This is a genomic window from Caballeronia sp. LZ016, assembly GCF_031450805.1.
In the GTDB taxonomy this organism is placed as follows: Bacteria; Pseudomonadota; Gammaproteobacteria; order Burkholderiales; family Burkholderiaceae; genus Caballeronia.
In genome coordinates this window covers 865316-878977 of record NZ_JARTVY010000001.1, presented here as the reverse complement: position 1 = coordinate 878977, position 13662 = coordinate 865316, and the positions used below count along the sequence as shown (strand labels likewise).

Sequence of the window (13662 nt, the reverse complement as noted above, 5' to 3'; positions counted from 1 at the left end):
TCAGCGTTTCGCTCGCGAAGACTGGCTCGATCTGGCGCGATCGACGCCCACCCGACCTCCTGCGCCGCCGAGCCTGCGGCGCACGCTGCTGCGCCGTCTCGCCGCGCCGCTATCGCTGCTCGCGCTGATGTCCGGGCTCATGGCGTACTGGCTCGCGTGGCAATACACGCAGCACGTCGTCGATCGTTCGCTGGCGGATCTCGCCACCGCCATCTCAAAGCAAATCCAGCTCGCGGGCGTCGATGCCCCCGTCACCGTCCCGCCGCTCGCCCAGGCGATGTTTTCCGATCCGGTCGAGCAGCTCGTCTACCGCATCAGCACGGGCGACGAGGAAATAGCCGGCGATCCCGATCTTCCGCTCACCGGCACGTCCGTGCGGCGCATCCATTACGCGTACGTCTTCGAGACGCACTATCAGGGCACCAGCGTGCGCGCCGCGCAAGTGCGGGTGCCGCAGCAGACCGGCAATCCGATCGTCGTGGAAGTGGCGCAGCGCGTGGGATCGCGGTATCGCATCGCGGTGGAGTTTCTGGTCGCGATCATGATGCCGCTGCTGCTGTTGCTGCTTGCCGGCTGGGTGATCGTGTGGCGCGTCGTGAATCAGCAGCTGAACCCGCTCACCGACCTCGCCGACGCGCTCAATCGCCAGACACACGTCTCGCTCGAGCCGGTCGACGAATCGCATGTGCCGAGCGAGATCCGCCCGCTCACGAGCGCGATGAACGGCCTGCTCGTGCGCCTGCAAACAGCGCTCGATGCGCAGCGCAAGTTCATTGCCGATGCCGCGCATCAGTTGCGCACGCCGCTGACGGCCGTGAAGCTGCACGCGGAACAGGCGCTCAGCTCACGCGATCCCGCGAAGACGGTTGAAGCGGTGAAGGAACTGCGCGCATCGGCGGACCGGGCCGTGCGGCTGTCGAATCAGCTGCTGTCGCTGGCGCGCGCCGAGCCGGGCGAACAGGCGGCGCGCTTCACGGACTTCGACTTCGCCGCACTGGCGTTCGAAACCGGTGCGGAATGGGTGCCGCGCGCGCTGGCCGCGCGGGTCGATCTCGGTTTTCAGCGCACGGACGACCCGGAGAACGACCATCCGTTGACGGTGCGCGGCAACGTCGTGCTCGTGCGCGAAGTGCTCGCAAACCTCATCGACAACGCGCTCAAGTACGTGCCGCCGGTTCGCCACGAAGGCGCGCGCATCACGCTGACCGTCTCGGACTGGCACAACGAGGAAGGCACGCGCTTTGGCGAAGTGGTGATCGAAGACAACGGCCCCGGCGTCCCGGCAGATCAGCAGCCGGATCTGTTCAAACGCTTCTTCCGTGGCGATGGTCAGAGCGTGGAAGGCGGCGCGGGGCTCGGGCTCGCCATCGTGCACGACATCGTCGCGCTGCACGGCGGCAGCGTGCATTACGACGACGCGCCCGAAGGCGGCGCACGCTTCATCGTGCGGATGCCGCTGAAGACGCAGCAAGCCGAAACGTCCGCAACGGTTGCCGTGGAGAAATAAGCGAGCGCTTACTTTTTCTTCTTGAGCGCGAGCATGGTGCCACGGCACTTCTTCGCGCCGCAGCGGCATTCGTATTCCTTCTTCAGCTTCTTGGTAATGCGCCCTTCGATCACTAGCCCGTAGTCGTAGTTGAGCTCTTCGTCCGGCTCGATGTCGCGCAGCGCGTGGATGAACACGCGGCCTTCGACTTCCTCGGCCTCGCAGTTCGGCGCGCACGAGTGATTGATGTACTTCGCGCTGTTGCCGTCGATCTTGCCGTCGATCACGCGGCCGTCCTCGAGTGCAAAGTAGAAGGTGTGATTCGGTTCGTCCGGATTGTGCGGATGACGGCGCAGCGCCTCCTTCCACGAAATGCGCTCGCCTTTGTATTCCATCACCTTATCGCCGGCGGCGATCGGCTTCACGGCAAACACGCCCTTGCCATGCACGCCCGAACGGCGAACGGTGACCTTGCGTGAACTCATCGAACGAATCCTAAGTAACGAATCTGTGTGGGGCTTCATGCCCGTGTCGCTCGGCGCGATGAACGCTTGCGGGAGCCGGGGCATAAAAAAACGCGGTGGCCTCGAAGGCGCCGCGTTCAACGGTAACGACGGTATCGTACACTCCCGCGCGCTCGCTTCTCAACCGGGCCGAACTAGCGCTGGCCGAACGATACGTCGCCGAACAAGTGCTTCTGCTCGCGCGGTTGCGAACGCCAGTACTGCGGCGGGGCGCTGACGGTTGCGCCAAGCTGCGCCGCGGCGTGCCACGGCCAGCGCGGATCGTAGAGCATCGCGCGCGCCATCGCAACGAAGTCGGCCTGCCCGCTCGCGATGACATCTTCCGCATGCTTCGGCTCCGTGATGAGCCCGACCGCGATGGTGGTCACGTCCGTCGCTTCCTTGACGGCCTTCGCGAACGGCGTCTGATAGCCCGGCTCGAGCGGAATCTTCTGCTGGGGCGATACCCCGCCCGACGATACGTCGATCCAGTCGACGCCGCGCTTCTTCAATTCCGATGCGAACGCGATCGTATCTTCGATGCCCCATCCGCCTTCTACCCAGTCCGTGGCCGAGACGCGCACGCCGACGGGCCTGTTATCCGGAAACGCCGCGCGCACGGCATCGAAAATCTCGAGCGGATAACGCATGCGGTTTTCGCGCGATCCGCCGTATTCGTCGGTGCGCTGATTCGAAATCGGCGACAGAAACTGATGCAGCAGATAGCCATGCGCCGCGTGAACCTCGAGCGCGTCGATGCCGAGCCGCGCGGCCCGCCGCGCCGAGGCCACGAAGGCTTCCTTCACGCGCAAGAGGCCGGCGGTATCGAGCGCGAGCGGCGGCGTTTCGCCGGGCTTATGCGCAACAGCCGATGGCGCGTGCGTCATCCATCCGCCATCCGCGACGTAGATGAGCTGCCCGCCCTCCCACGGCTTGCGGCTCGATGCCTTGCGGCCCGCATGCGCGAGCTGCATCGTCACTGCGATCTTCGAATGCTTACGAATCGCCGCGAGCACGGGCCGCAGCGCCGCTTCGGTGACGTCGTCCCACAAGCCGAGGTCGCCCGGCGTGATGCGTCCGTCCGGCTCCACCGCCGTCGCCTCGATGCACAGCATCCCCGCTCCGGACAACGCCAGATGGCCGAGATGGATCATGTGCCACGCGGTGGCTTCGCCGCGCTCGGCGGAGTACTGGCACATCGGTGAAACGACGATGCGATTGGGAACGTGCAGACCTCGAAGGGTCGCGGGAGTGAACAGCGCGCTCATGTAGTAAGCCCGTCGCGAAGAGGAGCGATCGAGCATAGCACTGCGCTTTTTTGCGCGCAGCGCCGGCGAATCAGCCTGCTCGCGATGCAGAGGGAAAGCGGTCGAGCCATTCGCCGAACATCGCGCGGGCGGCGGTTTCGAGGGCGGCTCCGTGCCGGGCGGTTGCATCTCGCAAGCCGGTGACGGTTGCACCGCCACGAGCGATATCGGCGGGATACGTGATCAGCCAGTTCTCGAAGCGGTCCGTCAGCACTTCTGCATGACACTGCAGCGCGAGCACATGCTCGCCCCAGGAGAACGCCTGATGCGCGCACGCTTCGGTCGATGCAAGATGCGTCGCGCCTTCGGGCAGATCGAACGTATCGCCGTGCCAGTGAAAGACGGGCAGCGAATCGAGATGGCGCAACGGCGATGCGCGTCCCGCTTCCGTCAGCGAAAGCGGCGACCAGCCGAGCTCGAGCCGCCCCGACGAATACACGCGCGCGCCGAGCGCCCGCGCGATCAGCTGCGAGCCGAGACAGATGCCGATGGTAGGGAGGCCCGCTGCAATGCGCTTTTCGAGCATCGACAGCAGCGGGCCGAGATGGGGATAGTGCGCGTCTTCATATGCGCCGATCGGCCCGCCGAGCACGACGAGCAACGACGGGTCCAGCGGATTCGGCGCCGCGATGCGCCCGCGCCCGACGTCGAGATAACGCACGAGATGGCCACGGTCGCCGAGGACCAGCTCCAGACTGCCGAGATCTTCGAAATGGACGTGGCGAATCGCCAGGACTTCATGTTTCATCGGCGCTTCCAGAGTCGACTGCGTGGCCCGGAACAAGAACCAGGGACGAGCCGCGCCTCGCTGCGAGGCGCGACGGCACAGTCTAACCGACTCGCCGACGCCTCACAGCGCGGAATGCCACCGATATTTCCTGCCCGGCTTCAGGCGATCTGCGCGAAGACTTTCCAGACTTTCTTCTGCTGGCCGAGATCGCCTTCTTCGTATACCGAACAGTCGAGACGCAGGTCCGTGTCGGCCATGTCGATCTGAAGAAGCGCGCAGTGATGCGAGACCTTCTTCGGGTTCTTGCTGACCTCGAAGTGCGAACAGGAGAGGCACATGCGGTGCGCGGGAATCTGCTGCTGCGCTTCGAGTTGACGAATCGTCTTCAGCAGCGAGCGATAGAGCGCCGCCTGCTCGTCTTCGCGCAGCGTGCCGACCGCCTTCGAGAGGAAGTCCGGCCATTGCAGCGCCTTCTTTGCGGCAGTGCGGCCGCGGGCGGTCAGACGAACCGCGAGGGCGCGGCCATCGTCGAGGGCGCGGCGCTTTTCGACGAGCCCCTTGCCTTCGAGCGTGCTGACGGCATCGCTCGTCGTCGCGGCGGTCAGCGCCGTCTCGCGCGCAATCTCGCCAAGGCGCATCGGCCCTTTACGCTGCATGAGCAGCACGAGAATTTCACCTTGAGTCGGCGTGAGCCCCGCACCTTCCGCCCACTCCCAAGCCTGGCTGCGCATCGCAGTGCTCAGCCTCAGCAGGCCGTGGGTCACCCGCCCCGTCGCCTGCTCTCCGTAAACGCCTTCACTCATAATATTTCGCTTGTTTTCCGCTTTATGGGTTTCGACGGCATGTCCGCCTGGAACCGCGAACCCCTCGCCCCGAAAGCCGCCCCGACTCACCTTGTCCGTTCGTCGGGATAACTCCCGGTTCGTGGTCCCCGCCGTCTCAAAATTCAGGCGTACCAAGCCAATTCGCTTTGCCTGAAAGGGGACATTGCCACCCTCTTCGTTTTGCGCCTTCTTTTGTCCAGCCGTGGCGCTCTTTCGCCGACTATACCGCGCCGCCGGGAAAGTCGCCATTCTAAGCGACTGAGACGAAACGTACACCTTAATTATCCACGCAAAACTGTGGATAACCCGTGGAAAAACGGCTTATTTCGTCGTGAGTGTATTTTCGGTAACGGTCGGTATCGTGCGGAAGGCCACGTTCCGGTCCGTTGCGGGCCTTCGTGCAAGGAACAGACGCCGGTCCGATTGCCTTTCGGGATGTTCTTTCAGTAACCAACGGCAACAGACTGACTCCGTTACTTTCTATTACTCAGGTATACGGACGCTGAATGCAAATCTTAAGGATGCCATTCGGCTTTGCGCTAATCGCGGTGGAAGGAATCCTATTGCGCGGCGACATGCACGCGTTTCATACACAGCGACGCCTGAACGGGTCCGAAGGAAAAAGGCCGCCGGATACATTACAGGCGGCCTTCTCGGATTGACGCTAATGCGGGTAATGCGCGCGCCGTCTCAGGCGCGCCATTGCAGGCATTGCTGACGGACGGCTTCGTGCAGGGACTTTTCCTTGTCGAATACGCCGCGCAGCCACGACGCATCATTGACGCCGCCGCGCGCGATATCCGCGACCTGTGCGAGCGCCGCTTGCGAACCGAGCGCTTCGGCATGGGGAGCGAGCACGTCGAGCGTGGCGAGGATGTCCTCGGCGATGGTGCGGCGCTCGCCCGTCTGCGGATGGATGCACGTGCCTCCGAGACCGAAGCGGCATGCTTCGAAGCGGTTGAACGTATAGACGAGGTAGTCGTCTTCCTTCGGCGTCAGCGGCTTGTCGAGCAGCAGGTAACGCGACAACGTTTGAATGTAGCAAGCGATGGCCGCGGCGCGATCGACAGAAAGCGGCGTGTCCATCACGCGGACTTCGATGGTGCCGAAACCGGGCTTCGGCCGGATGTCCCAGTAGAAGTCCTTCATGCTGTTGACGACGCCCGTGTTGACCATCTTCGAGAAGTATTCTTCGAAGCTGTCCCACGTGAGCGTGAACGGCGCGCGTCCCGACAGCGGAAACGCGAACACGGAGTTGAGCCGCGCCGAGTGAAAGCCCGTATCGACGCCCTGAATATACGGCGACGATGCCGACAACGCGATGAAGTGCGGGATGTAGCGCGACATCGCGTGCAGCAGGAACAACGCGCTGTTCGGATCGGGGCAACCGATATGCACGTGCTGCCCGAAGACCGTGAACTGCTTCGCGAGATAGCCGTACAGCTCCGAGATGTACTGAAAGCGCGGCGCGTCGTAGATCTGGCGATCGCTCCATTGCTGGAACGCGTGCGTGCCGCCGCCCGCGAGTCCGACGTTCAGTTGGTCCGCCGCCGCGACGAGCGTATCGCGAATCTTGCGCAGATCGGCGACGGCCTGCTCGTGTGTCGTGCAGATGCCCGTCGAAAGCTCGATCATGCTTTCGGTGATCTCCGGCGTGATGTTGCCGGGAATCTTTTCGTCCTTGATGAGCCGCATCAGGTCGGACGCGGCGCGAGTCAAATCGTAGTCGTGCGTATTGACGACCTGGATCTCCAGTTCCACGCCGAACGTGAACGGCTCGGAGTCGATGAATGGTTCGAGTGCCATGACGCCTCTTGTTGATCAGTGCATGAGCGGCGGCGCGCGCTTACTCGCGGCGCTCGCCGACCGCGGACAAACTACGGTAAACCACGAAGGGCGTCGCGATCTGAAGCACGACGATCGAACACATGACGATCGCGCGCAAGGTCGGGTCGTAGTCGGGATACAGCACGTACATGTCGTCGACGAGCAGGTACGCGAGCGCAGACATCGGCGTGAGCGCCACGCCGAGCGCCGCGCCCTGCTTCCAGTTCAGTCCGCTCGGTTTTGCGAAGATCATCACGCCCACGAGCTTGCCGATCACCCGCGCGACGATCAGCCCGAGCGCCGCCACCCCGCCCAGCGCAATATCGCGCCAGTGGAACGAAGTCAGCGTCAGGGCGAACAGAATGACGGTGAGAAGCCACCCCGCCGAGCCGAAATGCGACGGCCACAGTTGCGGCCGCTCATCGGCATTCTTCACGATGATGCCCGCCGCGAGCAGCGCGAGGATCGTCGAGAGCTTGAAGATGTGCGCGACGGCGATCGCCAGCAGCACGAGGCCGAAGAGCGCGACGAACGAATGCTCGTCGTTCGCGTTCAGACGCCGGTAGAGCAGGTTGCACGCGCGCGCGAGCAGAAACGCGAGCACGAGCGAGCCGAGCAGCAGATACAGCGGCTGAAGAATCGTCGCGAACGTGTTGCCGTAAATCTCCTGATGCAGCACGCCCGCCGCGAGCTTTTCGACGATGACCGCGTACATGCTGTTAAGCGCGGTCAACGTCATCAGCCGCTGGGTGACCTGGCCTTCCGCGCGCAGTTCGGTCTTGAGCTGGATGACCATCGCGGGTGAAGTCGCCATCGCGATCGCGGCGATCACGATCGAGGGCATCGTCGGCACCTTGACGAGCATCAGTGCAATCAGCACGAGAATGAAGGTCAGCGTCGATTCCGCGATGCTCGACAAGATCAGATAAGGATTGCGGCGGATCCAGCGCAGGTCGAGCCGGCCGCCGAGTTCGAACAGCAGCAGTCCGAGCGCGACATCGAGCAGCGGGCGCGACAGGCCACCCGCGCTGGCGTCGATCACGCCGAGACCCGCATTGCCCGCGATGAGGCCGATCACCGCGTAGCCCGTGATGCGCGGCAGCCGCCATGCGCGCCACAGCAATTCTCCGGCGAGGCCCGCCGTGACCAGCGCGAGACCGGCCCACAGAATGGCGTCGGGTTCGAGCGGCCACGCGGGAAGAAATGAAAATGCCGAATTCATCTTATGGGCTTCTCCTTCGTTGCTGCAGCAGAGGACACGCCGGTCGCATGGGCCGCGCGTTACAGCGAGACTCGCGGGACACGCCGATACGCGCTACCCGACAACGACTGAGCGTAGGTTCATTCAGGCCAAACGAACTTGACCGAACACGGCGTCACGGTTCAGCCGTGTACGACCTTGTGACGCGTCCGGCTCGAGCTGCCTGGCTTGCTCGCATCCTGGCTCTCGGAAAGCACTGGGATGCGCCGCGCGCGAGCGCTGGCCGGACCTGGAAAACGAACTTGCGGCTTGATGATCGGATTGTCGTTCCGCAAGCGTCGTTCCATTGAAGCGGTCGCCGGCTGACCGGCGCGACGCAGGAAGAAGCGCGATTGTGCCACACGCCGGTGCCTGCGGCCGAACTGCAACCCCATGATTCCTAAGAAGTAAAAGCGACTGCTTGCGGCTCGTTGCGGAAATAGCGACCGGTCGGGCATCGGGTTTTCCGCTGTCGATGACCCCGCCTTCAGGTGTTTACAGGTTTACTGTATATAAACGTAGTAGTAGTTAACAAGGCGCCGCCGCTTCTGTGGACAACCCGTGTTTACCGTTGCGGGTCAAAGAGATGCGCGTCGAAGAACCGCGCGGTAAACATGTTCTTGCCGCGCCGTTAACGCAGAACAACTTTGAGCCGTTCCAGGGGTGTCTGCCGCTTGTCCCGTTTACGTGCACAACGCGTTCACAGCTCTTCTTGCCGCAATTCCCTGGCTTATCCACAGAGTCACGAGGATAACTACGCCGCGGTGATCTCTCCGTGACGTAACGCTCGCAACAGGAATCGCGCCGGGTCGATGGCTTCCGCCAGCTCCCGTTCGATGGGCCACGGCTCGCCTCCGATCTGCGATGCGATGAGTTCCGCCGCGAGCGCCGCCCACACGAGGCCGCGCGAACCGAACGCGAACGCCCCGTACAGACCTTCGACGCGTGCGAGGTCGAGCGGCCACGCGCCCGACAGCCTCTGCGCGTCGCGGCGAGCGGCGGTTTCGTCGGCGAGCTGGCCGATCATCGGCATGCGGTCGCTCGTCACGCAGCGAAACGCCACGCGTCCCTGCGACGCGGATACGTCGCGAAGCGCCGGTAGCATGCGGCCGACGCGCTCGATATTTTCCCGATGTCCCGCATCGCGCATGTGGGGGTCCGTATCGTCGATGTCGTACGTCGCGCCGATCAGCGTGCGGCCGTTGCCCAGCGGTACCGCGTATCCGTCGCCGATGACCGGCACGCGCAGTGCATCGAGCGGGCTTGCGCCGAGGATCGAAAGCTGGCCGCGCACGCCCCGTGTCGGTTCGCCGTGAAGGCCGGCGAGGCGCGCCGCATCGCGGGCGTTCGCCAGCACCACGACGGGCGCTTTCGCGATGAGTGCGCCGCCGGCATCGAACGCCTGCCAGCCGCGGCCGTCCTGCTCGATCCGCGCCACTTCCGTGTTCATGCGCGCGGTAAGCGCGTCGCCGGCGGCGGCCAGTTGCGCCGCGCAGACGGCCGCTGGCGAGATGGAGCCGCCGTGCGGGAAAAACCATCCGCCGCGCGCGACATCGACGCCCGCCGCCCGCGATGCTGCGTCGCGCGTCATCGCGGTGACGTACTCGCGCGGGTAGCCGAATCGTTCGATGGCGGCGGCGAGCGCGTCCGCATCCTCGGGCGTGTCGGCGATTTGCAGGAGGCCCGCGACGCTGCGCTGCAAGTCGTGGCCCGCCGCTTCGAGCGCGGGCCATCGACGCAGCGCGTGGAGAAAACCGGCGCGCGTCAGTCGAGCGGCGATGCTGTCGTCGCGCCAGACGATCGGATGAAAGACGCCAGCCGGATTGCCCGATGCGTCGAGCGCGGGCGACGCGTGGCGGTCGATCAGCGTGACGCGCCATCCGCGAGACGCGAGCGCCGATGTCATCGCGCATCCCGCGAGTCCCGCGCCGATGACGATCGCCTCGCGCACCGGCGCATGGCAGGCGACGGGCGGTTCGTGACGGCGCACGCGCCAGCGCGGCGCGAAGCGGCCTGTCATGCCGTCGGACGTCGCGTTGCAGTCGAAGCCGGAAGCTGCAAGGGCCTTCAGCAAAGCTGCTTTCGCAGGCTCGGCGGCCGACGCCGATAGCGTCGCGTCATCGGCGGCGAAGCGTGCGAGCGTCTTGCAGAGCTTGCGCGGATCGTCGTGTTGCGATGCGTCGAAGTGCATCGCATCGGCGCGCAGCCACAGCTTCGGCAGCATGTCGTTTTCGTTTCCGATTGCGAGCGTCAGGACGACGCGCCCGGCATCGAATTCCAGGCGATGCAGACCAGGCGTGCGTATCGGCAACGCGTCGCCGAGTTCGGCCGCGAGCGCGTCGTCATCTTCCGGAACCGTGGGCGGCACAGTCGCAACGAGATGCAGACGCTCGCTGCGCGCGCCGGATTCGCGCCATCGACGCCATACCGCGAGCAAGGCCTTGAGACTCCCGTTGCCCGCATCCGCAGCGAGAAACGTGAAGATGCGCTTGTCCTTCCAGCGCGCGGGAAGATCGTGAAATGCGAGAAGCGGCGAGCAGTCGGTCATGCGTCGAGCGTGAAGTCGGAGGGAACGTGACACTGTATCGCTCGCAGCCCCGAACGGGGCCCGAACGCCGCAAACCCAATACGGACAAGCGTTTTCGCCCGGAACGTTGGCAAAAACCAACGCGCGTTCCAGTTTCGATCGCCCCCTCGAAAACCCTGCCCGGACGGGCGGACATTGCGCGCCAAAAACCTGCCGGCAACCCTCGTTACATAAGGGTAAATCTTTGAAACCCTTATCCTGATTGGGTTTGCGCTGCGCTATCATACGAAGCGCCTCGTTCGTAGGCGGCGCGAGAGCTTTGACGCAAGGCAATGCAGACGAAGCGACGCGAAACCGCGCCGGTTCGCCCGACAGCCGCGACAGGCCCGCCAGAAGGGCGCCCCTACTCGACTGCAGAGCTTGCGCACGTATAATCGGCGCGTTCGCGCTGTTCGTGTCAACCTAAACTGATAAAGGAACCTTAATGAACAAACAGGAATTGATCGACGCCGTAGCCGCTCAGACCGGCGCCAGCAAAGCTCAAACCGGCGAAACGCTCGACACGTTGCTCGAAGTGATCAAGAAGGCTGTCTCGAAAGGTGACGCGGTACAGTTGATCGGTTTCGGTAGCTTCGGCTCGGGAAAGCGCGCAGCGCGCACCGGCCGTAACCCGAAGACCGGCGAATCCATCAAGATTCCGGCGGCAAAGACGGTCAAGTTCACGGCCGGCAAGGCATTCAAGGACGCAGTCAACAAGAAGTAAGCTGTCTGCCGTGTGTGGCGCTCTCCGCTACCGCGCAGCGCCTCGCAGCGCCTGTTGGTCAGGTTCTTCCGCATGTGCGGAGATAAGCTGGAGACCATGAGAATCTGAAAACCCGCCATCGGCGGGTTTTTTTTCGGCTTTACTGCCGATGATCGTCGCAACCACAGCCGGGGCCGTGGTCATGATGATCTTGGTCATCGTGCTCATGGTCGTGATCGTGTTCTTCCACGTCCCACGCCGGGAACGGGTCGCTGAACTGCCGCCAGCCGTCAGCGCCGAGCGCCCATTCTTCGTCGGTCAGCAGGCATGCGTCGAACTTGCGCTGCCACGCGTCGGCATCGAGATCGAGACCGATCAGCACCAGCTCCTGCCGTCTGTCGCCGATGCTGTTGTCGTCCGGATCGCCGAACCATTCCGCGACGATTTCCGCTTCGAGTTCGGGGTCATCCGTCGGCCATTCGCTGCGATCCTGAGCCGCCCACCACACGCCTGCCGGACCGTGACGCAGCGTCCCGCCCGCCTGCGACAACGACCCGCCGACGACACTGCGCGTCGCGAGCCAGAAGAAGCCCTTCGCACGCAACACATCCGGCCATTCCTGGTGCAGCAGATTCCAGAGCCGATCGGGATGAAAAGGCCGCCGTGCGCGATACACGTAATGCCCGGCGCTCCCCTCATCTGCGGTATCGCCGTTGAGAATCGACAGCCAGCCCGGCGCGCTCGCCGTGGCATCGAATTCGAAGCGGCCGGTGTCGATCAACTCGTCGACGGGCGCGTTGCCGGACTGCGCGCGCACTTGCACGGCGCGCGGATTGAGCGCGTGCAGCACGCGCGCCACTTCCTCGAGTTCTGCTTCATCGACGAGATCGATCTTGTTCAGCACGATCACATCGCAGAATTCGATCTGCTCGACGAGCGTTTCGACGACCGTCCTGCCTTCGTCGTGCGCTTCGTCGCCGATATCGATGCCCCGCTCCGCCAGCGAATCCGCCGATGCATAGTCCCGCATGAAGCTCGATGCATCGACGACGGTCACGAAGGTATCGAGACGCGCGCGGCCGGCGAGCGCGGCTTCGTCGTCGTCGGCGAAAGCGGGATGTTCGGCGATGTCCATCGGGTTATCGACCGCCGTCGATTCGATCACGATGGCGTCGAAGCGCTGCTGTGCGGCGAGATCGACGAGCGCCTGTTCGAGGTCGTGCAGCGCATGACCGGCGATCGTGCCGATTCGCAAGTCCTGCCGATTGGCGAGCAGCGCGTCGAGAAGCGTGGACTTGCCCGCGCCGATGAAGCCCGAAAGCACGGTGACTGGCAGTGGTGTCTGATTCATTGCGGGCGATCGGTGGAAGCGCGCCGGGGCGTCGCGAGGGCTCAAAGCGACGATTCTGCATCAAAATGCAGCGGAAGCGGCGCTTGCGGCCGCTGCCCCTTCGACGTTCGGATTACTTGGCGGCTTGCAGCAGCTTCCAGCGCCGCAAAATCTCGATGATCTGCGCCGAGTATTTGTCGCGCAGCGCGGGTGTTTCGGAATGGTAAGCACCGACCGCCTGCCACGAGTTGCCGTACTTGTTCATCTTCTGGCGCAAGTGCCACGCGGCGACGTAGACGCTCTTGCACGGTTCCATCAGCGTGCCGCTCGAAATCCCGTATTGGGACAGCGTGTTGAGGTGGATGGAATTGATCTGCATCAGCCCGTAGTCCGTCGAGCCGTTGGCGTTCTTGTTGATGGCGTCGGGTTTGTTGTGCGATTCCTGCCAGGCAATGGCGCGCAGTATGAGCGGATTCACCTTCTGATACTTGGCCGCTTCGTCAAAGCAGTCGGCATGTGCCGCGCCGGCCGCCAATATCGCGCCGAGCGCCATCACAGGTAATCGCAGGAATCTCTTCATCGTCTATCTACTCCATCCGCCGACGCGGGACGTCATACCGCCGACGCGACGCGTGCGCGCCGACGCCGGAAACCCAATGTTCGAGCCAGGCCGGCGTCGGGAAAACCCGCGTATGAAGCACGCGCCGGCCAAGCGGAACCGCCCGTATGATACCGGCTGACGTTTCAGGCCATAAGTTGGCTAGCCGACATAGGCCAGGCGCGGCGCGCGAGCAGCCGCCGCCGCGGCCTGAGACGGCCCGCGATGCGCAGCTAAACGTATGAATAATAAAGTATTGTATACGCGTTACAATTCGGCTCCCGCGCAAAATCGACCGGGTCGACGGAAGCCGCCTGACGGTCTATCGGCAAGTTTCTGTAGGGCTTTAGCGGCGGCGGGAATCACTCGGCACGCAGCCGGCTGCAGCCAATACGTCAGCGAATTGGAATAAATTCGTTACGCAAAGCTGCTATCGTCACATTTTTATAAATAATCGTGGTGGAGCGGACACGCTCGCACCACGGTCGGCAGCGCCGTCGAATGAATGAACGGCGTTGCCTTAGCCGGTTAATTTTTGTAGGCCGGCT

At 63.8% G+C, this 13662-nt stretch carries 11 protein-coding genes; 2 read left to right on the top strand and 9 right to left on the bottom strand.

Going from position 1 to position 13662, the window contains the following annotated elements:
- Nucleotides 1-31: 31 nt before the first annotated feature.
- A complete protein-coding gene (locus tag P9220_RS04170) occupies nucleotides 32-1507 on the top strand; it encodes a sensor histidine kinase (RefSeq protein ID WP_404980443.1) in 1476 nt (491 codons plus the stop codon).
- An 8-nt stretch (nucleotides 1508-1515) separates the two neighbouring features.
- Here P9220_RS04170 and P9220_RS04165 read toward each other — a convergent pair whose 3' ends face one another.
- The 7 genes from P9220_RS04165 to mnmC all read right to left on the bottom strand — a co-directional run bounded on the left by P9220_RS04165 (nucleotide 1516) and on the right by mnmC (nucleotide 10465).
- Nucleotides 1516-2010 (bottom strand): SET domain-containing protein-lysine N-methyltransferase, encoded by a 495-nt coding sequence (locus P9220_RS04165; RefSeq protein WP_309763719.1) that lies wholly within the window; start codon nucleotides 2008-2010, stop codon nucleotides 1516-1518.
- Nucleotides 2011-2144: 134 nt separating this feature from the next.
- Nucleotides 2145-3257: an NADH:flavin oxidoreductase/NADH oxidase gene (locus P9220_RS04160; RefSeq protein ID WP_309763718.1), complete on the bottom strand. Its 1113-nt coding sequence runs from the start codon at nucleotides 3255-3257 to the stop codon at nucleotides 2145-2147.
- A gap of 70 nt (nucleotides 3258-3327) precedes the next feature.
- Nucleotides 3328-4044 carry a glutamine amidotransferase gene (locus tag P9220_RS04155; protein WP_309763717.1) on the bottom strand — a complete coding sequence of 239 codons (717 nt, stop codon included), beginning with the start codon at nucleotides 4042-4044 and terminating at the stop codon, nucleotides 3328-3330.
- Nucleotides 4045-4184: 140 nt separating this feature from the next.
- Nucleotides 4185-4829, bottom strand: coding sequence for a MarR family winged helix-turn-helix transcriptional regulator (locus P9220_RS04150; protein ID WP_309765377.1), 645 nt, complete (start codon nucleotides 4827-4829; stop codon nucleotides 4185-4187).
- A gap of 711 nt (nucleotides 4830-5540) precedes the next feature.
- Nucleotides 5541-6656: a YbdK family carboxylate-amine ligase gene (locus P9220_RS04145; protein ID WP_309763716.1), complete on the bottom strand. Its 1116-nt coding sequence runs from the start codon at nucleotides 6654-6656 to the stop codon at nucleotides 5541-5543.
- A 40-nt stretch (nucleotides 6657-6696) separates the two neighbouring features.
- Nucleotides 6697-7899: a cation:proton antiporter gene (locus tag P9220_RS04140; RefSeq protein ID WP_309763715.1), complete on the bottom strand. Its 1203-nt coding sequence runs from the start codon at nucleotides 7897-7899 to the stop codon at nucleotides 6697-6699.
- A gap of 772 nt (nucleotides 7900-8671) precedes the next feature.
- Nucleotides 8672-10465, bottom strand: a complete 1794-nt coding sequence (gene mnmC, locus P9220_RS04135; RefSeq protein WP_309763714.1) for a bifunctional tRNA (5-methylaminomethyl-2-thiouridine)(34)-methyltransferase MnmD/FAD-dependent 5-carboxymethylaminomethyl-2-thiouridine(34) oxidoreductase MnmC — start codon at nucleotides 10463-10465, stop codon at nucleotides 8672-8674.
- 463 nt (nucleotides 10466-10928) lie between these two features.
- On the opposite strand from mnmC, the gene P9220_RS04130 reads away from it, so the two are divergent.
- Nucleotides 10929-11207 carry an HU family DNA-binding protein gene (locus P9220_RS04130; RefSeq protein ID WP_035962086.1) on the top strand — a complete coding sequence of 93 codons (279 nt, stop codon included), beginning with the start codon at nucleotides 10929-10931 and terminating at the stop codon, nucleotides 11205-11207.
- 139 nt (nucleotides 11208-11346) lie between these two features.
- On the opposite strand, the gene P9220_RS04125 is transcribed toward P9220_RS04130, so the two are convergent.
- Both P9220_RS04125 and P9220_RS04120 read right to left on the bottom strand, forming a co-directional pair.
- Nucleotides 11347-12537 carry a GTP-binding protein gene (locus P9220_RS04125; RefSeq protein ID WP_309763713.1) on the bottom strand — a complete coding sequence of 397 codons (1191 nt, stop codon included), beginning with the start codon at nucleotides 12535-12537 and terminating at the stop codon, nucleotides 11347-11349.
- A gap of 112 nt (nucleotides 12538-12649) precedes the next feature.
- Nucleotides 12650-13096, bottom strand: a complete 447-nt coding sequence (locus P9220_RS04120; RefSeq protein ID WP_309763712.1) for a lytic transglycosylase domain-containing protein — start codon at nucleotides 13094-13096, stop codon at nucleotides 12650-12652.
- Between the last annotated feature and the right edge of the window lie 566 nt (nucleotides 13097-13662).

Bases quoted from the DNA above. Each gene is read 5' to 3' on its own strand.
- mnmC (WP_309763714.1), bottom strand. From the start codon at position 10,465: ATGACCGACTGCTCGCCGCTTCTCGCATTTCACGATCTTCCCGCGCGC.
- P9220_RS04125 (WP_309763713.1), bottom strand. From the start codon at position 12,537: ATGAATCAGACACCACTGCCAGTCACCGTGCTTTCGGGCTTCATCGGC.
- P9220_RS04160 (WP_309763718.1), bottom strand. From the start codon at position 3,257: ATGAGCGCGCTGTTCACTCCCGCGACCCTTCGAGGTCTGCACGTTCCC.
- P9220_RS04140 (WP_309763715.1), bottom strand. From the start codon at position 7,899: ATGAATTCGGCATTTTCATTTCTTCCCGCGTGGCCGCTCGAACCCGAC.
- P9220_RS04130 (WP_035962086.1), top strand. From the start codon at position 10,929: ATGAACAAACAGGAATTGATCGACGCCGTAGCCGCTCAGACCGGCGCC.
- P9220_RS04145 (WP_309763716.1), bottom strand. From the start codon at position 6,656: ATGGCACTCGAACCATTCATCGACTCCGAGCCGTTCACGTTCGGCGTG.
- P9220_RS04120 (WP_309763712.1), bottom strand. From the start codon at position 13,096: ATGAAGAGATTCCTGCGATTACCTGTGATGGCGCTCGGCGCGATATTG.
- P9220_RS04165 (WP_309763719.1), bottom strand. From the start codon at position 2,010: ATGAAGCCCCACACAGATTCGTTACTTAGGATTCGTTCGATGAGTTCA.
- P9220_RS04150 (WP_309765377.1), bottom strand. From the start codon at position 4,829: ATGAGTGAAGGCGTTTACGGAGAGCAGGCGACGGGGCGGGTGACCCAC.
- P9220_RS04155 (WP_309763717.1), bottom strand. From the start codon at position 4,044: ATGAAACATGAAGTCCTGGCGATTCGCCACGTCCATTTCGAAGATCTC.